Genomic DNA, 20,359 nt, shown 5'->3' with positions numbered 1-20,359 from the left:
GACGGGTGTGGTCCATACCAAACCCTTGACAGTGGCTTAGTTCACTTCTTAAATCACGTAGTGAACTAAGCCTCATGTCATATGCACGACACATCCCCTTCCTCCTTCATGTCCCGGAAGGGAGAGTCATGGACTCCCCCCGTTTGACGCGGCGCTTGCTGCTGTCCGTTCTGTCAGTCCTGACCCTTGCGACTCTCACCAGCGGTGTCGCACAGGGCGAACCCGCACCGCCTGTCGCCGCGGCGGCACCGGCCGCCGTGACGTTCTCCGACGACTTCGACGGCCCCGCGGGCTCCGCCGTCGACGCCGGCAAATGGCAGATCGAGACGGGCGACAACGTCAACAACCACGAGCGGCAGTACTACACGGCGGGCAACCGCAACGCCGCTCTCGACGGCCAGGGTCATCTGGTCATCACCGCCCGCCGCGAGAACCCTGCCAACTACCAGTGCTGGTACGGCAGATGTGAGTACACCTCCGCCCGGCTGAACACCGCGGGCAAGTTCACCCAGACGTACGGACATGTCGAGGCCAGGCTCAAAGTGCCGCGCGGCCAGGGCATGTGGCCTGCCTTCTGGATGCTCGGCAACGACATCGGCCAGGTCGGCTGGCCGGGCTCGGGCGAGATCGACGTGATGGAGAACGTCGGCTTCGAACCCTCCACCGTCCACGGCACGCTCCACGGCCCTGGCTATTCCGGCTCGGGCGGCATCGGCGCCGCGTACACCCTCCCCGGCGGTCAGGCCTTCGCCGACGCCTTCCACACCTTCGCCGTCGACTGGGCTCCCGATTCGGTGACCTGGTCGGTCGACGGCAACGTCTACCAGCGGCGTACGCCTGCCGATCTCGGTGGCCGTACCTGGGTGTTCAACAAGCCGTTCTTCCTGATCCTCAACCTCGCGGTCGGCGGTTACTGGCCCGGCGACCCCGACGGCAGCACCGTCTTCCCCCAGCAACTCGTCGTCGACCATGTGCGGGTCAGCACCAGCGACAGCCCTGGCGTCGGCGGCACCATCACGGGTCTTGGCGGCAAGTGCGTGGACGTGGCGGGTGCCAACAGCGCCAACGGCACACCCGTACAGCTCTACGACTGCAACGGCACCGGCGCCCAGCAGTGGAACGTCGGCACGGACGGCACGATCCGGGCGCTGGGCAAGTGTCTGGACGTCACCTCCGCCGGGACGGCCAATGGCACCGCCGTCCAGCTCTGGGACTGCAACGGCACCGGCGCCCAGCAGTGGGTCGTCACCGCCGCCCACGACATCGTCAACCCCCAGGCCGACAAATGCCTGGACGCCACCGGCAACAGCTCAGCCAACGGCACCCGCCTGCAGATCTGGACCTGTACCGGAGCCGCCAACCAGAAATGGACGGTGACCGGCCGATGAGCGGGCAACTCCTTCGCAGACCCGCCGTGCGCGGCGTGCTGGGCAGCGGCACCTCGCGCGGCTGAACTTCTGGTCGGTCAACCGCGACCGCCCCCCGCACCGGCGGCGGCGCCGACACCTGCTCGGGCGTCTCCCAGCAGCCGTGGGACTTCACCGGCGTCTTCGCCCGGAAGACCGGCTGAACCCCTTTCCCCGTCCTTCTCCCCCATCCGTCAACCCCCCACCGAGCCGGCCCGCCGGCACAGGAGAAACCGTGCTCCGATCCCTGCGAACGCCCAGAGTGGGCCGTCACACCTTCACAACCGCCCGCCGTGCAAGGCCCCTTGTGGCTGCCTTCGTCGTGGTGGCCTCGGCCTTTTCGGTCCTCGCCGCCATCCCGTCCACCCAGGCGGCCACCCCTCAAGGAACCGCCGGGGCCGCCGGGGCCGCCGCTCTGCCGACCGGCTGGGCCACCGTGGTGAACAGTGGCAGCGGCAAGTGCCTGGACGCGCGCTCGGCCGCGACCGTGAACGGCACCGCCGTCCAGCAGTACACGTGCAACAACTCCACCGCCCAGCAGTGGAGCTTCACGGCCACCAGCGACGGCTTCGTGCGGATCAACAACCGCAATGACACGAGCCAGGTCGTGGACGTGAGCGACGTGTCCACCGCCGACAACGCCGCGGTGCACCTGTGGACGTACGGCGGCGGCAACAACCAGCAGTGGCAGGCCGTGGACGAGGGCGGCGACGCGTACCACTTCGTCAACCGCAACAGCGGCAAGTGCCTGGACGTCCCCTCCGCCTCGACGGCCGACAGCGTCCAGCTTGTGCAGTACACCTGCAACGGCACGGCGGCCCAGCGGTTCCAGGTCGCACCCGTGAACACCGCGCCCGGTGACGTGGACCTCGGACCGAACGTGGTCGTCTTCGACCCCTCCATGCCGTCCTCGACCATCCAGAGCCGGCTCAACTCGATCTTCCAGCAGCAGGAGACCAACCAGTTCGGCGCCCAGCGCTACGCGGTCATGTTCAAGCCGGGCACCTACAGCAACGACGTCAACGTCGGCTTCTACACCCAGGTTCTGGGCCTCGGCCAGTCGCCCGACTCGGTGACGATCAACGGCGCGGTGCACGTAGAGGCCGACTGGTTCCCGCCGCAGAACGCCACTCAGAACTTCTGGCGCGGCGCCGAGAACCTCTCGGTCAACCCGGCCGGCGGCACAGACCGGTGGGCGGTGTCCCAGGCGGCTCCGTACCGGCGCATGCATGTCCGCGGCAACCTGGCTCTGGACGACGGCGGCTGGGCAAGCGGCGGATTCATGGCCGACAGCAAGATCGACGGTCAGGTGCGGTCCGGTTCGCAGCAGCAGTGGCTGACCCGCAACTCCCAGCTCGGCAGCTGGACAGGATCCAACTGGAACATGGTCTTCGTCGGAAGCCAGGGCGTTCCGGGCAACACTTTCCCCAACCCGCCCTACACGACTGTGAACGAGAGCCCCACGGTCCGGGAGAAGCCGTTCCTGTACGTGGACGGCACCGGCGCCTACAAGGTGTTCGTACCGTCCCTGCGGGCCAACTCGTCGGGTACCACGTGGGCGGGCGGCAACGCCGCCGGCACCTCGCTCGGCATGGACCAGTTCTTCGTCGTGAAGGCCGGGACGACCGCCGCGCAAATCAACGCCGCACTGGCCGAGGGGAAGAACCTGCTGGTCACTCCGGGTGTCTACCACCTGAATCAGACCCTGCGGGTGACCCGTCCCGACACCGTGATCCTGGGGCTCGGCCTCGCCACGTTCATCCCGGACGGCGGCATCACCGCCATGACGCTCGCCGATGTCGACGGCGTCAAGGTGGCGGGCATCCTCTTCGACGCCGGTATAACCAACTCGCAGACCCTGATGGAGGTCGGCCCGGCAGGCTCCTCCGCCGGTCACAGCACCAACCCGACGTCCCTGCACGACGTGTACTTCCGGGTCGGCGGCGCCGCGGTGGGCAAGGCGACCACGAGCCTGGTGGTCAACAGCGACAACGTCATCGGCGATCACATGTGGATCTGGCGCGGCGACCACGGCAGCGGCATCGGCTGGAACAGCAATACGGCGGACACAGGACTCGTCGTCAACGGCGACGACGTGACCATGTACGGGCTGTTCGTGGAGCACTACCAGAAGCATCAGACGATCTGGAACGGCAACGGCGGGCGCACGTACTTCTACCAGAACGAGATGCCGTACGACCCGCCCAACCAGGCCGCCTGGATGAACGGCTCAACCCAGGGCTACGCGGCGTACAAGGTGGCCAACTCCGTCACCAGCCATCAGGCGTTCGGGCTCGGCAGCTACTGCTTCTTCAATGCGAATCCGTCCGTGACCGCCGAGCACGCCTTCGAGGTCCCCAACAATCCGAATGTGCGATTCCGGAACATGGTGACCGTCTCGCTCGGCGGCACCGGAACCATCCGCCATGTCATCAACGACAGAGGCGGCCCGTCCAACTCCTCCACGAACGTGGCCAATCTCGTCAGCTATCCCTGACGCGCTCTTCTCGCAGTACGCCGGCCGGGCCGGACCCGACAACCTCGGGGCCGGCCCGGCCGCGCGGGAGGATCCAAGGGCCGGCCCCGGGCGGCCGCTCTACTGTGCCGCTGCGTCCCTGAGTGCGTCGAGCAGCCCGCGCAACGCGGGCTGAGGCAGCGAGGTTTCCCGCACCGCCGCGTAGATTCCGCGGATCGGCTCGGGTTTGCGGACCTTGCGTACGACGACTCCGGGATGGCGGCTTCCGAGGCCTATTCTCGGCATGAGGCTGATTCCGAGACCGGCGGCGACAAAGCCCTGGGCCGTGGCGTAATCCTCGCTGTCCACCACGAAGTTGGGACTGAAGCCCGCCGCGCCGCAGGCGTCGAGCACGACGTCGAGACAGGGGCCGGCCGGCCATTCGTTGCCGACCCATGGCTCGTCGGCGAGGTCGGCCAGGTCGAGTACGCGCTTTTCGGCCAGCCGGTGCCCCTTGGGCAGCACGGCGCGGTACGGGTCGTCGAGCAGATGGACAAGGCGGACGTCGTCGCGCGGCCGGTCCCGGGGCTGGACGACAACGGCGAGGTCGGCGCGGCCCTGTGTCACCTCGGGCAGCGGGTCGTCGGGGTCGATCAGCTTGAGCTCGACCTGCACGCCCGGATACGTACGGCGGAGCCCGGCCAAGGCGGGCGCGACGAGAGTGGCGCCCGCGGTGGCGAAGTAGCGGACGGACAGCCGGCCGGTGCGCCCGGCGCGCAGATCGGCCAGCGCGGTCTCCGCTTCGGCGATGTTCTTGCTGATGATGGCCGCGTGCTCGTTGAGCAGTCGCCCGGCCGCCGTCGGCTGCACGCCGCGGCCGACCCGTTCGAGCAGCGCCGTCCCGGCCTGCTTCTCCAGAGCCGCCACCTGTTGGCTGACAGCGGACGGCGTGTAGCCGAGGTTGGCCGCCGCCGCGGTCACCGAGCCGCTGGTCACCACCGCCCTGAGCACCTGCATTCTCCGCACATCAAGCATGTAGTAGAGCTTAACAGATCATGCAGAACTTTTCACTAGTCGTACAGAGTCCCCTGATGCACGGTGGAGACCGGACGAGCGAAAAGGGGACAACGGATGTTCATCGGCGGGCGTGGAACGTTGGTGCGTATGGGCCTTCTTGCCCTGTTGTGGGGATCGGCCTTCCTGTGGATCAAGGTAGCCCTGAACAACGGCCTGTCACCGGCCCAAATCACCTTCACCCGGTGCGCGCTGGGCGCGCTGGTGCTGCTCGCCCTGGCCTTCGGCGCGCGCAAGCGACTGCCGCGCGACCATGCGACCTGGGGGCATCTCATCGTGGCGGCCTTCTTCTGCAACGCCTTGCCGTTCGCCCTGTTCAGCATCGGCCAGCAGACCGTCGACTCCGGGGTGGCCGGCGTACTGAACGCGACAACACCCCTGTGGTCCCTGCTGATCGGAATCGCCATCGGTACGGAACGCGGCACGCACCCGGTCCGTCTGGGCGGACTCCTTCTCGGGTTCGCGGGCACGCTGCTGATCTTCGCGCCGTGGCAGCAGAGCGGACTCGTCGGCTGGGGCGCGCTCGCCATCCTCGCGGCGGCGGCGAGTTACGCCATCGCGTTCGCGTACATGGGACGCAAGCTCACCGGGAGGGGCACCGCCCCCATGGCTCTGTCCGCGGCCCAGCTGCTCACGGCGACGGGGCTGAGCACGCTGGCCCTGCCGGTCGGCGGTGTGGACTCGGTGCACATCAACGCGGTCGGCCTGGTCGCGGTCATCGTCCTCGGCATCTTCGGCACGGGCTTCACCTTCGCCCTCAACTACCGGTTGATCGCGGACGAGGGCGCGACCAGCGCGGCCACCGTCGGCTATCTGCTGCCTGTGGTCTCCATCGCACTCGGGGCGATCGTTCTCGACGAAGCGCTCACCATCCGGGTCGTGGCGGGCATGGTCGTCGTACTCACCGGTGTCGGTCTGACGCGGTGGCAGCGGCGGACGCCGTCGGCATCGCCGCTGGTGGGAGCGGAGCAGTCCGTCGCCTCGCGGACCGCGGCGCCGTGATCACAGTCGCCGAACGCCCTGTCGCGGCCAGGGCCGCCCATTTCTGAGGCCGGAGGCAGGGCTCTGGTCGGTCCATGAACAGTCAACTGACCGACCGGACGGCTCATGCAACAATGCACCGGCTGCCGCTACCCGCGGGTAACGTAGCCGCTCCGTCAGCATGCCCTGCCCCTGCCGTCCGCACAGGCATACGAGGAACCCATCGCGATGTCGTACTACCCCCCACAGCCCTCATATCCCGAGCAGCCGGGCTACCCCCACCATGCCTGGCAGGCGCCGCCGCAGGCCGAGCCACCGGCCGATCCGCGCCACGGCATACGGGCGTTGAGTGCCGCCTACCGCCGACTGCGCCGGGTCGCGACTCTGACGGCCCTCGGGTACTTCGTACTGTTCCTCATACTCTCCGCCTATGCGCCTGGGCTGATGACGGGCAAGATCACCGGCGGCCTCAACGTCGCTCTGCTGCTCGGCCTCATCCAGCTCCCCGTGACCCTGATCGCCGTTGCCGCGTACGAGAAGTCCGCCCGCCGCCGGGTCGACCCGCTCGCCGAAGCCGTCCGCGTCGATGCCGCCCCGACCACCCAGGGAGCACGCCGATGACCGGATTCAGCTCCGAGGCCCAGACCATGTCGTTCGTCGCCTTCATCGCGGTGACCACAGTGACCCTGCTGCTGTGTGTGATGACCGGGCCCGACCGCGACGACCTGGACGAGTTCTACACCGGCTTCCGCTCCCTGTCCCCCGTGCAGAGCGGCCTCGCCATCGCCGGCGACTACATCTCCGCCGCGAGTGTGCTGGGCACCATCGGAGTCATCTCGCTGCTCGGCCAGGACGGTCTTGTACTCGCCCTCAGCACCGTTCTCTCCCTGGTGCTGCTGATGTTCCTGTTGGCCGAACCCCTGCGCAACGCCGGCCGGTTCACCATGGGCGACGTGCTCACCCGGCGTGCCCCCAGTTCCGCCGTCCGCATCACCGCGTGCCTGGTCACCCTTATCGCCCTCTTCCCCCTGCTGATCTTCCAGCTGGCGGGCGCCGGTGATCTGCTCGCCTTCGTCCTCGGTATCAACGCCGCGGGCTTCAAGACCGGCTCCATCGTGCTGCTCGGCCTCCTGATGATCATCTACGCGGCCATCGGCGGCATGAAGGGCACCGCCTTCATCCAGATCGTGAAGACTGTGGTGCTGCTCGCCGCGGCCACCGCCATCGCCTTGCTCATCCTGAACCGCTTCGACTTCAGCATTCCCTCGCTGCTGGACGCGGCGGCACGCGGGAGCGGTGCGGGCGATGCGTATCTCGCGCCCGGGCTCCAGTTCGGCGGCGACGGGCTCGACATGATCAGCGCTCAGCTGACCGTCGTGCTCGGCGCGGCGTGCCTCCCGCACATCACGATGCGTATGTTCAGCTCCCGCAGCGCACCCGCCGTGCGGCGCTCCATGTCCTGGGCCGTCTCGACCGTCGTCGTCGTGTGTCTGCTCTGCGCCGTGATCGGCTTCGGCGCCGCCGCGATCGTCGGCCACGAGCAGATCACCGCCGGCGACCCACAGGGCAAGACCTCGATCCTGCTGGTCAGCCAGGCGATCATGGGCGCCGACGTCTCCACCTTTGAAACGCTGCTGTTCACCGCCATGGCCACGGCGATCTTCCTGACGCTGCTGGCGTCCGTCGCCGGCATCACGCTCGCCTGCGCCAACACCCTTGCCCACGACCTGATCACGCACGGTCTGCGCCGCAAGCAGGCTCTGCGTGGCAGCACCGAGATGACCATCGCCCGGGTGACAGCCGCTGCGGTCGGCCTGGCAGCGATCTTCCTCGCGGCGGCATCCCGGCATGTGAACCTGCAGGCGATGGTCACTCTGTCCTTCTGCCTGGGCGCCTCGGCCGTCGCGCCCGCGCTCATCTACAGCCTCTTCTGGCGGCGGTACAACCGCACCGGGCTGCTGAGCACACTCATCGGCGGAACGGCGAGCGTTCTGATCCTCATCACGGGGACCACACTCGTCTCGGGTTCCGCCCAAGCGATCTTCCCCGACAGCGACTTCACCTGGTTCCCGTACACCACAACGGGCCTCGTCTCCGTCCCCGTGGGATTCCTCGCAGGCTGGCTCGGCACTGTCTTCGCCCGCCGCAGCCCGGGGGCGCGCCGCCAGGAGGAGTACGACTACGACGCGGTCGAGGCTTCCATCCTGGCCGACGCCGCACGACCGAAGGGCTGATCACCGACTGACTCGTCCGCCCGTAGCCACGATCGGAGTCATACCCATGGCACGTACCTTCTCGGTCTCGGACAGCATCGTCATCGACGCCGCACCCTCGACGATCTACGCACAGGTCAGCAACCCCGCGCTGATGGGCCGCTGGAGCCCGGAGAACCGGGGCGCGACGGTACTCGACGGCGCTGAGGGGGCGTATGTGGGCATGGTCTTCGACGGCTACAACAAGCGCGGGCCGATGCGCTGGACCACGCGGTGCACGGTGACCGCGGCGGATCCCGGTGAGCGGTTCGCCTTCCGGGTGCGTGCCATAGGGCGGCACCGGCCTCTGCTGCCCGGTCGCATCGCCACCTGGGAGTACCGCTTCGAGGCCGTCGATGGCGGCACCCGGGTGACCGAGATCTGGACCGACGACCGGCGTGCCTGGCCCGATGCACTGGCCCATGCCTTCGACAGGATGGCGACCCGGGGGCACACGTTCGCCGACCTCCAGCGCCGCAACATCCGCACCACGCTGGACAACCTGAAGCAGGCGATGGAGGCGACGCCGGCCAAGGACTGACCGGTCGGCTGCGCTCAGTCGGTGGAGAGTCCGGCCGCGGAAGCGGCGAGTGCGTCGAGGACCGGCCGGAACAGCGGGTGCGCTTCCGCGCCTCGGCGTACGGCGGCGAAGACCCGGCGGGTCGCGGCCGGGCCCGCCACCGGCCGTACGACGGCGTCCTTCAACTCCATCCCGCGCAGTGCCGAGCGGGGCACCAGCGCCACCCCGGCGCCCGCTCCGGCGAGTGCCACGACGGCGCGGAAGTCGTCCGAGGAGTGCATGAGGCGGGGCTGGAAACCGGCGAGTTCGCAGGCGAGCAGCACCATGTCGTGGCAGGGGTTGCCGGGATACGGACCGATCCAGTCGCTGTCCGCGAGCTCGGCGAGCGCGACGCGTTCGGCCGCGCCGAGAGGGTGGCCGGCATGCAGCACGGCGTCGAAGGGCTCCGCGTACAGCGGCACACGGGCCAGGCGCCGGTCGTCCTCGCGGGGCGCTCCCCGGTACTCGACCGCGACGGCCAGATCCGCCTCGCCGTCGAGCACCAGCGGCAGGCTCTCGTCACCCTCGGCGTCCCGTACGCGTACCCGGATGCCCGGGTGCTCCGCGGCGAGACGCCCTATGGCCGGGGCGACGACCTCGGCGATGCCGGTGGCGAACGCGGCGACCGTGACCTCGCCGGCCGCGCCGCCCGCGTAGGCCGCGAGCTCGGCCTCGGCCCGCTCCAGCTGGGTCAGAACCGCGTTGGCGTGCTCCAGCAGGATTTCTCCGGCCGCCGTGAGCCGTACGCCTTTGCCGCTACGGGTCAGCAGGGTGTGGCCGGTCTCCTGTTCCAGCGCGGCGAGCTGCTGGGAGACGGCGGAGGGGGTCAGATACAGCGCTGCGGCCGCGGCGGTCACCGTTCGGTGGTCCGCCGCGGCACGCAGGATACGCAGTCGGCGGGGGTCGATCACCCAGCCATTGTCGCCCGCGCGTCGACGAAGGCCGCCACCGCCCGCTCGACGTCCTCGGTGGAGTGCGCCGCGGAGAGCTGGACGCGGATCCGGGCCCGGCCCATCGGGACGACGGGGTACGAGAAGCCGATGACGTAGACGCCGCGCTCCAGCAGGAGTTCGGCCATCCGGCCGGCCTCGGCGGCGTCGCCGATCATGACGGGGGCGATGGCGTGGTCGCCGGGCAGGATCTTGAAGCCCGCCTCGGTCATCTTCGTACGGAAGAGCGCGGTGTTCGCGTTCAGCCGCTCACGCAGGTCACCGGCAGACTCCAGCAGGTCGAGGACCTTGAGGGAGGCGGCGGCGATCACCGGGGCGAGGGAGTTGGAGAAGAGGTACGGGCGGGAGCGCTGGCGCAGCAGCGCGACGATCTCGGCGCGGGCCGCGACATAGCCGCCGGAAGCGCCGCCCAGCGCCTTGCCGAGGGTGCCGGTGATGATGTCGACGCGGTCCATCACGCCGTGCAGCTCGGGGGTGCCCCGGCCGCCGGGTCCGACGAAGCCGACCGCGTGCGAGTCGTCGACCATGACCATCGCGTCGTAGCGGTCGGCGAGGTCGCAGATCTCGGCGAGGGGGGCGACATAGCCGTCCATGGAGAACACGCCGTCGGTGACGATCATGCGGCGGCGGGCGTCCTGGGTCTCCTTGAGCTGCTGCTCGAGGTCGGCGAGGTCGCGGTTGGCGTAGCGGTGGCGGCGGGCCTTGGACAGGCGGATGCCGTCGATGATGCTGGCGTGGTTCAGGGCGTCGGAGATGACCGCGTCCTCGGGGCCGAGGAGAGTCTCGAAGACGCCGCCGTTGGCGTCGAAACAGGAGGAGTAGAGGATCGTGTCCTCCTGGCCGAGGAATGCCGACAGGCGTGCCTCGAGCTCCTTGTGCACGTCCTGGGTGCCGCAGATGAAGCGAACGGAGGCCATGCCGTAGCCCCAGCGGTCCAGCGCTTCCTTGGCGGCGGCGACGACCTCGGGGTGGTCGGCGAGACCGAGGTAGTTGTTGGCGCAGAAGTTGAGCACATCACCCGAGGCGACGGACACGGAGGCGCTCTGCGGGGTGCCGATGACCCGCTCCGGCTTGTAGAGACCGGCGGCGCGGATCTCGTCGAGGGTGGTACGGAGGTCGTCGCGGACGGACGCGTACATGGTGGGGCTCCTTAACGAAAAGCTCAGACGGTCCAGTCGAGGATGATCTTGCCGCTGCGGGCGGTGGCGGCCTCGTCGAAAGCGGCGTCGAAGTCCTGGTAGCCGTAGCTGCCGGTGATCACCGGGGTGAGGTCGAGGCCGCCTTCGAGGAGGACCGTCATCGCGTACCAGGTCTCGAACATCTCGCGGCCGTAGATGCCCTTGATGGTGATCATCGAGGTGACGATCTTCGACCAGTCGACGGCGAACTCGTCCGCGGGCAGGCCCAGCATGGCGATGCGGCCGCCGTGCGTCATATTGGCGACCATGTCGCGCATGGCCTCGGGGCGGCCGGACATCTCAAGACCGATGTCGAAGCCTTCCTTGAGCCCGAGCTGCCGCTGCGCCTCGGCGATGTCGCTCTGGGCAACGTTCAGCGCCAGGGTGGCGCCCGCCTTGCGGGCCAGCTCCAGGCGGGGCTCGCTGACATCGGTGATGACGACATTGCGCGCGCCGGCGTGCCGGGCGACGGCCGCGGCCATGATGCCGATCGGGCCCGCGCCGGTGATCAGTACGTCCTCGCCGACCAGCGGGAACGAGAGCGCGGTGTGCACGGCGTTCCCGAACGGGTCGAAGATCGCGGCGATGTCCAGGTCGACCTTCGTACGGTGCACCCAGACATTGGACGCGGGCAACGCGACGTACTCGGCGAACGCGCCGTCGCGGCCGACCCCGAGGCCGATGGTGCTGCGGCACAGATGGCGGCGGCCGGCGAGACAGTTGCGGCACTTGCCGCAGACCAGATGGCCTTCACCGCTCACCACGTCGCCGACCGCGATGTCCTGGACGTCAGCGCCGACCGCGGCGACTTCGCCGACGAACTCGTGGCCGAGGACGCGGGGCGTGCTGACGGCCTGCTGGGCCCAGCCGTCCCACGACCTGATGTGCAGGTCGGTGCCGCAGATCCCGGTGCGCAGCACCTTGATCAGCACGTCAGCGGGGCCGGCCTCCGGCTCCGGCACGTCCATGAGCCAGAGGCCTGGCTCGGCGTGCTGCTTGACAAGTGCCTTCATCGGGGCGGCTCCAGCATCGTGGTGGGGATGACCGAGGGCGGGTGGACCTGCACCAATCTGCCCATCGGTGACTTCAGAGTCCATCGAGGATTTCTTAAGCGGGCCAACAGCGCAGCTTCATGCCGGTCCGGTGGGGGCGGGGGAAACGGCACGAGCAACACGTTGCACGGGAACCGGTGCCGCACAAGGCAAGGCTTCACCGAACTCCGGCGCGGACCACTCGATCAGCCGCGGGTCTCAGTCGCGCAGCGTCCCGGGAGCCACTCGGGTCCTCAGGCGGGGCGGCCCAGTTCCTTGCGGAAGAGGTCCAGGACATTGCCGCCGAGGATCTTGCTGATGGTGTCCTCGGGCAGTCCGCGCCGGTGGAGCGTCTCGGTGACCAGGGGCAGGCCGCGGGGGCCTACGAGGCCGGGCAGCGCCCACTCGAAGTCGTAACGGGAAACCAGCGGGTTCGTGGAATCTGAACGCTGGTGTGTGCCGAACCTGCGGGTGGCGGTGGCTCCACGAGGGGCTCGGGTTGAGCCCGATGAGGGAGGCCTGAGTGCCTGTTCTTCGACGCCCTGGCAGGTCTAAGCTCGGCGGATGACCTTGGAATGGGAACAGGTAATTGTTCACTCGGTAGATCCGGTGGCCTTGGGGCAGTGGTGGGCTACGGCTCTTGGTTGGGTTGTGGTCCACTCCTCTGATGAGGAGTTCGAGATCCGCCCGGAGCCGGATCGCCTGCCGGGGTTGGACTTCGTCCGGCTTGATGAGAGCAAGAAGGTTAAGAGCCGACTGCATCTCGACTTCAGGCCTGATGACCAGGACGCCGAAGTGGCTCGTCTGGTGGCTCATGGCGCACAGCGTGTTGATATTGGCCAGGGTGATCAATCGTGGGTTGTATTGGCAGACCCCGAAGGCAACGAGTTCTGTGTCCTTGGCCAGCGGCGTCAGTAAGGCTCACGCCTGGAGGGTCGCATCGGTCCACGACTGGGCCCGTGCGAGCTGGTCGAGCTCGCCGACGATCTCCAGGGCCTGCAGGGCGAGAGGCACACTCTGGCCTTCCTGATCGGCGGGGCGGGGCACGGTGGCGCCGCGGGCGCCGGGACCAGGTCGTTCAACGGGCGGCGGGCGACCGGTTTCAGATGACGCGTTGGCGCCGCCCTGGGCGTACCGCCTGCTCGGCTCCGGCGGCCGTCGCATCGGTCAGTCGACGCCGCGGATGCGGCGGGCGCGGCCCGTGGTGCCGCCGCTCTGGCGCGATACCCGCGCGTCCATCAGGTTGGGGAGGTCGGCGGCCGAGGCGTCAGCCCGTCGGTCGGTCAGCGCGCTGACCTGGGCGCGCAGGCCCTGGTTCTCGGTGTACAGATCGGCGAGCGCCCTGACTTTCGTACGCACCACCCAGGGGTCGACGGGCTTGACCAGGAAGTCGGAAACCCCGAGATCGTAGGCTCGGGCGGCCAGGTCGTCGTCCCTGCCGAGGCCGGTCATCAGCACAACAGGCAAATTGCGGGTGTGGTCGAGGCGTTTGAGGTAGGCGAGCACTTCCAGGCCGTCCATCTGCGGCATCACGACGTCGAGGATCACCACTCCTATGCCGCCGCGCAGGACGGTCTTCAGCGCTTCGGCCCCGCTGTGTGCCCGTACCACCGGACGCCCCACGGGGCGTAACAAGCTCTCTATCGCGAAGAGGTTGTCCTCGCGATCGTCCACCACAAGGATCTTCAAGGCACAGCCCACGTCCCCATTTGTGCCTCCCTCGACAGTCGGCCACATCAGCGTACGCCGCGCGCTCAGGCGAGGCGCCGCATCCGTGCCCTTCGCCTCCCGCGCGGGCTTCGGGCGTAGAGGCAGTATGAAGCTTCGGACGGCGTGAAGCACCAGTTGTGAACGCGCCCCTTTGTCCAGTTTTCCGAAACGGCAAGTCAGCAGCGTCCCGTACGGACCACCGGGGCCCGGCCGCGCCCCAGTGATCCGGCAGTCGTCAGCCCACAGACCCCGCCGCCTTTCTGATGCGCAGTCGCCTGAGCAGGCCGCGTCCGTACGGACTTCGGCGCGCCGGCATCAGCCGGGGGCGCCTGGGAACTGCCTCCCCCATGAACTCGGGGGCGGTCTTCGCGGCGGGCCGGGGCGCCGGGCGCAGCTCGCGCGCCTCCCGGAGTGCCTGGGCCAGGCTCACTCGGTGCCAGAGGATCTCGTCCGGGTGGTCCGCCAGGAGCAGCCGCTCCACCATCTCCCTCCCGGCCTGCGATTCCGGGCGGCCGGGGACGAGTTCGGGCCGGAGAACCCGCAGATGCGAGCGTTCGTAGGGATCGGGCACCACTTCCGCCACAGCGAGCGGGTCGAGTACCGAGGCGATCGCCGCGGCCCGCTCCCAGGGATCCTCGGTCCTGCGCAGCAGCAGTCCGAGCCGTCGGCCCCGCCAGTTCCGTGAGCGCCGGTCCTCGCCCATGTCCAGCATCCTCCGCAGCGCCGGTGGGGTCCTGCCGCTGAGGAGGGCGGGATGGGCGAGGGCGAATTCGCTGAGTTCTTCGGCCAGATAGAGCCAGACGACCGCGCGGTAGCGGTTGAGATAGAACCGGATCGGGACGAGATGGCCCGTGCGGGCGAGACGGGTGAACCGCGCCGGGCTGATCGAGATGAGCCGCGCGCCCTCGACCGTGCCCACGGTCCTCACCCGTTCCCGAAGGGCGTCCGGGAATCCTTCCGACCTGCGCAGCCGGTCGACCTCCTGCCGGTCGATCCGCGGCGGGCCGCCGCTCGCACCGGGAGTGGTGCGGATGTGCCCCAGCTGGACCGCGAGATCCAGCTCGCCCCGCTTCAGGTCCAGTTCATGAGCGGCCCGGCCCAGTGCCAGACTGCCCACCGCCGTGCCGCCCGCCACCGAACTGCCTGGTGCGTGCGGTCCCAGACTGTGCGTCGATGCTTCCTTCACCGTCATGACGGTCCCCCCCGTGAGGTGTGAATACTCTCGGTGACGACCGTAGCCCGACTGAGGCACATCCCGCCCGACCTGTGGACAACTCCACGAACCGGGCCATGACCAGCCGAATTCCCGTGACTCAGCGGGCAGTTCCGCCCGGCTGCCTGGCCTCGACGCCCAGATGCTCGCCGACCCGGTTCACCATCAGCGTCATCTCGTACGCGACCAGACCGACGTCCGCCTCGGCCGCGCTGAGTACACAGAGGCAGCTTCCCTCGCCGGCCGCCGTGACGAAGAGCAGCGCTTCGTCGAACTCGACCATGGTCTGCCGCGCCTTGCCCGCGCGGAAATGACGTCCGGACCCGCGCGCCAGGGAGTGCAGACCGGACGAGACCGCGGCGAGATGTTCCGCGTCCTCCCGCGCCAGCCCCGTGCTCGCTCCGGTCACCAGACCGTCGTTCGACAGCACCAATGCGTGACGTATGTGCTCGATCCTCTTCGTCAGGTCGTCCAGAAGCCAGTCAAGGCCCTTGTCCAACGCCATGGTTGGTCCTCCCCGCTCATACGTTCCCCGTGGCCGCGCGTCGTCAGTAAGCCTTTCGTACGGGGGACGACACGGCAAGATGCAGCTAGCCGACCGAATCGAGCAGCCGGGCCGTGTGCATACGGCTGGCATATTCGACCAGTCGTACGAGCACTTCTTTCCCGGAGTCGCGGTCACGCGCGTCGCACAGCACCACAGGTGTCCCACGATCGAGATCGAGGGCGCTTGAGACTTCGTGCGCGCCGTAAGTACGGGCTCCGGCGAAGCAGTTGACCGCGACGACGAACGGGATGCGGCGGTGCTCGAAGTAATCGACGGCGGGAAAGCAGTCCACGAGGCGCCGCGTGTCGGCGAGGACGACGGCCCCCAGGGCGCCCTGCGACAGTTCGTCCCACAGGAACCAGAAGCGGTCCTGTCCCGGGGTGCCGAAGAGGTAGAGGGACAGGCCGGAGCGGATGGTGATGCGTCCGAAGTCCATGGCGACGGTCGTCGTGGTCTTCTGGTCGACTCCCCCGGTGTCGTCGACTGTACGGCCCACCTGGCTGAGGTGTTCCTCGGTGCGCAGGGGCCGTATTTCACTTACCGCGCCGACCAGGGTGGTCTTGCCGACGCCGAAACCGCCGGCGACCAGTATTTTCAGCGCGAGGGCGGTGGACTCCCCACCGGTGCTGTGAGAGCTCTCGGAGGCCATCGGTCACTTCTCTCGGATCAGCAATTTCTCAGGGTTGGCGCATGCCACTACTGCCATGAGTGCCAGTACTCGAGTACGCAGACAGCATGGCAAGAACGGCCCTCCCCGGAGGGAAGGGATCGCTTTTAGAGCGTTGTGACTGTTCCGGGCCCATTCGATGCCCATTTCTGCAGCCCTTTCCGCGGTCCTTCCACAGACATTCCTGCTGCCATTCCATGCTCCGGAGGGGCTCGACCGGCGAGGCCGGATGGATATTCGCTGGCGGCTGCCGCCGGGTGTGCCGAGGATCGGGTCATGCCCTTCTTCCTTGCGACCGACCGTCTGACGCTTCGCCCTTTCAGCGAGGCCGACGTGGACCATCTGTTCGACCTCGACAACGATCCCGAGGTCATGCGTTTCATCAACGGAGGCCGGCCGACCACCCGCGAGGCGGTCGAGGCCGAGTCCCTGCCGCGGTTCCTCCGTCACTATCCGTGCATCGGCAACCCCGGCTGCTGGGCGGCCGAGGAGCGGACCACCGGCGAGTTTCTGGGCTGGTTCGAATTCCGGCCCCGGGACGACCACAGCGCCGCCGTGGTGGAACTCGGTTACCGGCTGGGCAGGGGCGCCTGGGGACGCGGGTATGCGACGGAGGGTTCAATCGCCTTGATCCACAAGGGGTTCACGGAGCTCGGCGTGGAGCGGGTGACCGCGAACACGATGACGGTCAACGCCCGTTCGCGGCGTGTGATGGAGAAGGCGGGGCTGAGCTATGTCCGGACCTTCTTCGAGGAGTGGCCGGAGACCATCGAAGGCTCCGAGGGAGGCGATGTCGAGTACGCCCTGACCAGGGCCGACTGGGCGCGTGCACGCTAGAGAGCCCTCAAGCCCTCGATCACCTCCCTGAGGATCTTCTCGTCGGGCAGCTGAGCGGGCGGTACGGGACGGCTGACCCGGACATAGCCCGCTTCGAGGAGATCGCCGAGAAGGACCCGTACGACACCGACCGGCAGATCGGCGTCGGCGGCGAGTTCCGCGACCGACTGGGTCTCGAGGCGGCACAGCGTGAGCAGTGCACGGTGTTCGGGGCCGAGGAGGGACTCCTCGGCGGCGCCGGGCGCGTCGGCCGCAATGTCGACGAGTGCGATCAGGTCCAGCCGTACGTTGCTGGGGCCCGGCTTGGTCCGCCCGCCGGTCATCGCGTACGGGCGGACCAGCGGGCCGGCTTCGGCGTCGTACCACTGGCTGCCGACAATGTCGGCCATGTCTGATGTGTCGGTCATGTTGGTCACGTCGCGATGATGCGCGGCGGGGTGCGCAAATGCTCGCCGACACGTTTGACAAGTCGCGCCATTTCATAGGCGATCAGGCCGATGTCGGCGACGACGGAGGTGAGTACGGCGAGGCAGGACCCGTCGCCCGCGGCCGCCACGAAGAGGAAGCCGTCATCCATCTCCACCATCGTCTGGCGTACGCCCCCGGCGTGGAAGTGGCGTCCCACTCCCTTTGCGAGGCTGTGGAATCCGGAGGCGACGGCTGCCAGATGCTCGGCGTCCTCGCGGGTCAGCGCCGTCGAAGCGCCCACCGGCAGGCCGTCGTTGGACAGCACGACCGCGTGGCGGACCTCACCCACGCGCAGGACGAGGTTGTCAAGCAGCCAGTCGAGGTCGCCCAAGGTGTGGCGGGCTTCGACTGTCTCGTGCTCGGTCATGGTCTGTCTCCTTCGCTGCCGGGTGCGGCGGTGCCGGGGGCGGCGGTTCGAGGCGCGGGCGGGCGCGGCGCGGACGTGCGAGGCGCGGACGTGCGAGGCGCGGACGGGCGAGGTGCGGACGGGCGAGGTGCCGCCATGCCACGCGCGGCCGGGCCTGGAGCCTCGCCGCCGCCCCTGGTCCAGCCGTTGCGGTATGCCGTCATTCGGTCCCGTACCTGTTCAGGGGTGCGTTCCGGGGATTCCTCCGCGTCCGTTGCCTGGTCCTCCGGCTTCTGGGCCGGGGGCACTTCGCGCAGCTGCGGGACGAGGTGCGCCTGCCTGACCCGGCGCGGGAGTTCGCCGTTCTCGGTCTGCGGCGGGGCGCCGCGCAGGCGCAGGGCGGTGACTCCGGGCGGTGTGGGAATCTCGGCCTGCGCTATGAGCGCCGGGCGGTGGGCCGGGGCCGGGACGGATGGGCCGGTCCTGCGCGGTCCTTGTTCCGGCGGCGCGGGCGGTGCCTCGTGGCCGGGGTCCGGAGCGCCGCGGGAGCCCGCCGGGGCGGTCAGGGCGCTTTGCAGGAGTGAGGTCGGCAGCAGCACGACCGCGGTTGTGCCGCCGTACGGCGAGGTGCGCAGATGGACCTTGATGTCGCGGCGGAGGGCGAGGCGGCTGACGACAAACAGGCCGAGCCGGTCGCTGTCGAACAGGTCGAGGGCTTCGGACTCCTCCAGGCGGCGGTTGGCTTCGGCGAGGGTGTCCTTGCCCATGCCGAGGCCGCGGTCCTCGATCTCCAGGACGTAGCCGTTGCCGACGGGTTCGCCGCTGACCCGCACCTTGGTGTGGGGCGGGGAGAACTGCGCGGCGTTCTCGACCAGTTCGGCCAGCAGGTGGGTGACGTCGGCGACAGCGGCGCCGACCACGGCGGTCTCGGGGAGTTGCCGTACCTCCACGCGCGCGTAGTCCTCGATTTCCGAGACGGCGGCCCGTACGACGCTGGTCAGCGGGACGGGCATGCGCCAGGCGCGACCGGGCGCGGCGCCGGAAAGGATGATCAGGCTCTCGGCGTGCCGCCGCATACGCGTGGTGAGGTGGTCGAGCCGGAACAGATCGCCGAGTTCGTTCGGGTCATCGGCGCGGCGCTCCATCGTGTCGAGCAGGGTGAGCTGGCGGTGGACCAGAATCTGGCTGCGGCGGGCGAGGTTGACGAAGACTCCGGAGATGCTGCCGGCGAGCTCGGCGCGTTCGATCGCGGCGCTCAGCGCGGCCCGGTGGACGATGCCGAGCGCCTCGCCGACCTGGCCGATCTCGTCCTCGGCGGGTGGACCCGGCGGGGCTTCGGCCCGGATGTCGATCTCCTGGCCGGTACGCAGCCGGCGCATGGCATGCGGCAGCCTGTGCCGGGCGATCTTGAGTGCGCCGTTGCGCAGGCTGATCAGTTCGACGACGAGGACGCGGCCGGTGCGTACGGAGATGATCAACGAGGCGGTGACAGCGGCGAGTCCGAGCAGCACGGCCCCTCCTGCCGGAGTGAGGATGCCTCCCGTGACCGGGTCCGCCCTGTCTGCGGCGCTGCCGCGGGCGTCCGTCTCGATGGCGCGTATGCCGTCCGCGACGGTGGTACGGGCGTTGTCCCACGCCGTGGCCGGGACGATCTGTGCCGCCTTGCGGCCTGCGGGGGCGGTGACCACCTTGTCCTCGGCCCTCTGCAGCTGCCGGTAGGCGCTCTGCCTGGCGAGTTCAAGCCAGGCGGCGCGGTCGGGTCCGCGCAGGTCGGTGACGGTCGATTCGGTGAGGCTTCTGCGGGTCGAGACGGCTCCGGTGAACCGCCGCAGGCGTTCCGTGGCCATGGAGTTGCTGAGCTGTGCCGAGGTGAGGAGCGCGTCCTCCTGGGCGAGCATCTCGCCGGCCCGGGCGAACTCCAGCAGCACGCGGGCATCGGATCCCGGTCCGGCGTCCTGGATGCCGGCGAGTGCGCCACAGACGCCGAACGCGGCGGTGACGGTGGCGGTGTACTGCTCGTACGTGGTGTTCCAGCGGGCCTTGCCGCTGACGACGGCGGTACGGAGGGTGCGGAGTTTCTCCGCGCGGGCGACGAACTGGTCGAGCCGTCCCGCCACGCCGGCCGGGATGCCGCCGCCCGCGGCGACCGTCGTCCGGTCGTCGAGGCGCAGTTTGCTCACGGCGGCGTCGGTCCGCCGTGCCTCCTGCTGCACTGCGGCGGCACGTTCGTCCGAGGGAGCCGCCACCTGACGTACTGCCGCGCGCCGTTCGTCCTGCAGGGCGGCGACGGCGGCGGCGACGGGTTCGCGGATCTGGACGTCGACGCGCTGCAACTGGGTCAGCCGCGACACCTCTTGGGCGGCGCTGACCGTGGCGAACCCCCACAGGGCAAGCAGCGAGACGACCGGCACCATCAGCAGGGAGATGATCTTCGCTCGTACGGTTCTGGGGCGCGGCAGCCATCGTCCGGGGGTGACAGCGGGGGCCGGGGGTATGTCCGGTGGCTCCTGTCCGGTGTGTTCGACTGCGGGCGGCCCTGCGTGCGCGCGTCGTCCGCGGGCTGCCGACGCGGGCGCGGGCGGCAGTGGGGGCGACGGCGCCGTCGGGTCGGCGCCCGGGATCCTGCGGGGTGTGCGCATGGCCTCCTCGTTCCGGTTACCGGGCTGGGGGTGCCGCAGCCGGCCG

Annotated in this window: 19 protein-coding genes; 8 read left to right on the top strand and 11 right to left on the bottom strand. The window is 69.2% G+C overall.

What is annotated here, in order from left to right; translation table 11 throughout:
• The first annotated feature begins 128 nt into the window (after window positions 1–128).
• Both ACH492_RS32275 and ACH492_RS32270 read left to right on the top strand, forming a co-directional pair.
• A complete protein-coding gene (locus tag ACH492_RS32275; protein WP_398991742.1) occupies window positions 129–1,388 on the top strand; it encodes a ricin-type beta-trefoil lectin domain protein in 1,260 nt (419 codons plus the stop codon).
• A 325-nt stretch (window positions 1,389–1,713) separates the two neighbouring features.
• A complete protein-coding gene (locus tag ACH492_RS32270) occupies window positions 1,714–3,903 on the top strand; it encodes an RICIN domain-containing protein (protein WP_398991741.1) in 2,190 nt (729 codons plus the stop codon).
• Window positions 3,904–4,002: 99 nt separating this feature from the next.
• On the opposite strand, the gene ACH492_RS32265 is transcribed toward ACH492_RS32270, so the two are convergent.
• On the bottom strand, window positions 4,003–4,896 hold the full coding sequence (locus ACH492_RS32265) for a LysR family transcriptional regulator (protein WP_398991739.1): 894 nt from the start codon (window positions 4,894–4,896) through the stop codon (window positions 4,003–4,005).
• Between the two features lie 129 nt (window positions 4,897–5,025).
• Between ACH492_RS32265 and ACH492_RS32260 the strand changes: the two genes are divergently transcribed.
• The 4 genes from ACH492_RS32260 to ACH492_RS32245 all read left to right on the top strand — a co-directional run bounded on the left by ACH492_RS32260 (window position 5,026) and on the right by ACH492_RS32245 (window position 8,709).
• Window positions 5,026–5,937 (top strand): DMT family transporter, encoded by a 912-nt coding sequence (locus ACH492_RS32260; RefSeq protein WP_398991737.1) that lies wholly within the window; start codon window positions 5,026–5,028, stop codon window positions 5,935–5,937.
• Window positions 5,938–6,144: 207 nt separating this feature from the next.
• The gene (locus ACH492_RS32255; RefSeq protein WP_398991735.1) at window positions 6,145–6,537 is read left to right on the top strand and encodes a DUF485 domain-containing protein; all 393 of its coding nucleotides are present in this window, start codon (window positions 6,145–6,147) and stop codon (window positions 6,535–6,537) included.
• Window positions 6,534–8,150, top strand: coding sequence for a cation acetate symporter (locus tag ACH492_RS32250; protein ID WP_398991733.1), 1,617 nt, complete (start codon window positions 6,534–6,536; stop codon window positions 8,148–8,150). The genes ACH492_RS32255 and ACH492_RS32250 overlap by 4 nt, the downstream gene beginning before the upstream one ends.
• A 46-nt stretch (window positions 8,151–8,196) precedes the next feature.
• Window positions 8,197–8,709: an SRPBCC family protein gene (locus ACH492_RS32245; protein WP_398991731.1), complete on the top strand. Its 513-nt coding sequence runs from the start codon at window positions 8,197–8,199 to the stop codon at window positions 8,707–8,709.
• A gap of 14 nt (window positions 8,710–8,723) precedes the next feature.
• Here ACH492_RS32245 and ACH492_RS32240 read toward each other — a convergent pair whose 3' ends face one another.
• Genes ACH492_RS32240 through tdh form a run of 3 tightly spaced genes read right to left on the bottom strand, consistent with a single transcriptional unit; the run spans window position 8,724 to window position 11,868 of the window.
• Window positions 8,724–9,638 (bottom strand): LysR family transcriptional regulator, encoded by a 915-nt coding sequence (locus ACH492_RS32240; protein ID WP_398991729.1) that lies wholly within the window; start codon window positions 9,636–9,638, stop codon window positions 8,724–8,726.
• Entirely contained in the window at window positions 9,635–10,816 is a 1,182-nt protein-coding gene (locus ACH492_RS32235) for a glycine C-acetyltransferase (protein ID WP_398991728.1), read from the bottom strand. The genes ACH492_RS32240 and ACH492_RS32235 overlap by 4 nt, the downstream gene beginning before the upstream one ends.
• Window positions 10,817–10,839: 23 nt before the next feature.
• Complete coding sequence (gene tdh, locus ACH492_RS32230; RefSeq protein ID WP_398991726.1) at window positions 10,840–11,868, bottom strand: L-threonine 3-dehydrogenase; 1,029 nt, start codon at window positions 11,866–11,868, stop codon at window positions 10,840–10,842.
• 582 nt (window positions 11,869–12,450) lie between these two features.
• On the opposite strand from tdh, the gene ACH492_RS32225 reads away from it, so the two are divergent.
• The gene (locus ACH492_RS32225) at window positions 12,451–12,804 is read left to right on the top strand and encodes a VOC family protein (RefSeq protein WP_215016539.1); all 354 of its coding nucleotides are present in this window, start codon (window positions 12,451–12,453) and stop codon (window positions 12,802–12,804) included.
• 249 nt (window positions 12,805–13,053) lie between these two features.
• On the opposite strand, the gene ACH492_RS32220 is transcribed toward ACH492_RS32225, so the two are convergent.
• The 4 genes from ACH492_RS32220 to ACH492_RS32205 form a co-directional block, all read right to left on the bottom strand.
• Window positions 13,054–13,560 (bottom strand): two-component system response regulator, encoded by a 507-nt coding sequence (locus tag ACH492_RS32220; protein ID WP_398991724.1) that lies wholly within the window; start codon window positions 13,558–13,560, stop codon window positions 13,054–13,056.
• Window positions 13,561–13,831: 271 nt separating this feature from the next.
• Window positions 13,832–14,788 carry a DUF6397 family protein gene (locus ACH492_RS32215; protein ID WP_398991722.1) on the bottom strand — a complete coding sequence of 319 codons (957 nt, stop codon included), beginning with the start codon at window positions 14,786–14,788 and terminating at the stop codon, window positions 13,832–13,834.
• A 121-nt stretch (window positions 14,789–14,909) separates the two neighbouring features.
• Window positions 14,910–15,314, bottom strand: a complete 405-nt coding sequence (locus ACH492_RS32210; RefSeq protein ID WP_398991720.1) for a roadblock/LC7 domain-containing protein — start codon at window positions 15,312–15,314, stop codon at window positions 14,910–14,912.
• 85 nt (window positions 15,315–15,399) lie between these two features.
• Window positions 15,400–16,005, bottom strand: a complete 606-nt coding sequence (locus ACH492_RS32205; protein ID WP_398991718.1) for a GTP-binding protein — start codon at window positions 16,003–16,005, stop codon at window positions 15,400–15,402.
• Window positions 16,006–16,299: 294 nt separating this feature from the next.
• Between ACH492_RS32205 and ACH492_RS32200 the strand changes: the two genes are divergently transcribed.
• A complete protein-coding gene (locus ACH492_RS32200; RefSeq protein WP_398991716.1) occupies window positions 16,300–16,860 on the top strand; it encodes a GNAT family N-acetyltransferase in 561 nt (186 codons plus the stop codon).
• On the opposite strand, the gene ACH492_RS32195 is transcribed toward ACH492_RS32200, so the two are convergent.
• Genes ACH492_RS32195 through ACH492_RS32185 form a run of 3 tightly spaced genes read right to left on the bottom strand, consistent with a single transcriptional unit; the run spans window position 16,857 to window position 20,313 of the window.
• A complete protein-coding gene (locus tag ACH492_RS32195; RefSeq protein ID WP_398991956.1) occupies window positions 16,857–17,267 on the bottom strand; it encodes a DUF742 domain-containing protein in 411 nt (136 codons plus the stop codon). The two genes, ACH492_RS32200 and ACH492_RS32195, sit on opposite strands and share 4 nt — an antisense overlap.
• 5 nt (window positions 17,268–17,272) lie before the next feature.
• Window positions 17,273–17,695: a roadblock/LC7 domain-containing protein gene (locus ACH492_RS32190; RefSeq protein WP_398991714.1), complete on the bottom strand. Its 423-nt coding sequence runs from the start codon at window positions 17,693–17,695 to the stop codon at window positions 17,273–17,275.
• Window positions 17,692–20,313: a nitrate- and nitrite sensing domain-containing protein gene (locus ACH492_RS32185; RefSeq protein WP_398991712.1), complete on the bottom strand. Its 2,622-nt coding sequence runs from the start codon at window positions 20,311–20,313 to the stop codon at window positions 17,692–17,694. Before ACH492_RS32185 ends, ACH492_RS32190 begins: the two co-directional genes overlap by 4 nt.
• Window positions 20,314–20,359 lie beyond the last annotated feature (46 nt).

This window comes from Streptomyces sp. NPDC019443 (assembly GCF_044389785.1).
Lineage (GTDB): Bacteria > Actinomycetota > Actinomycetes > Streptomycetales > Streptomycetaceae > Streptomyces.
This window is presented reverse-complemented; position numbering and strand designations above follow the sequence as displayed.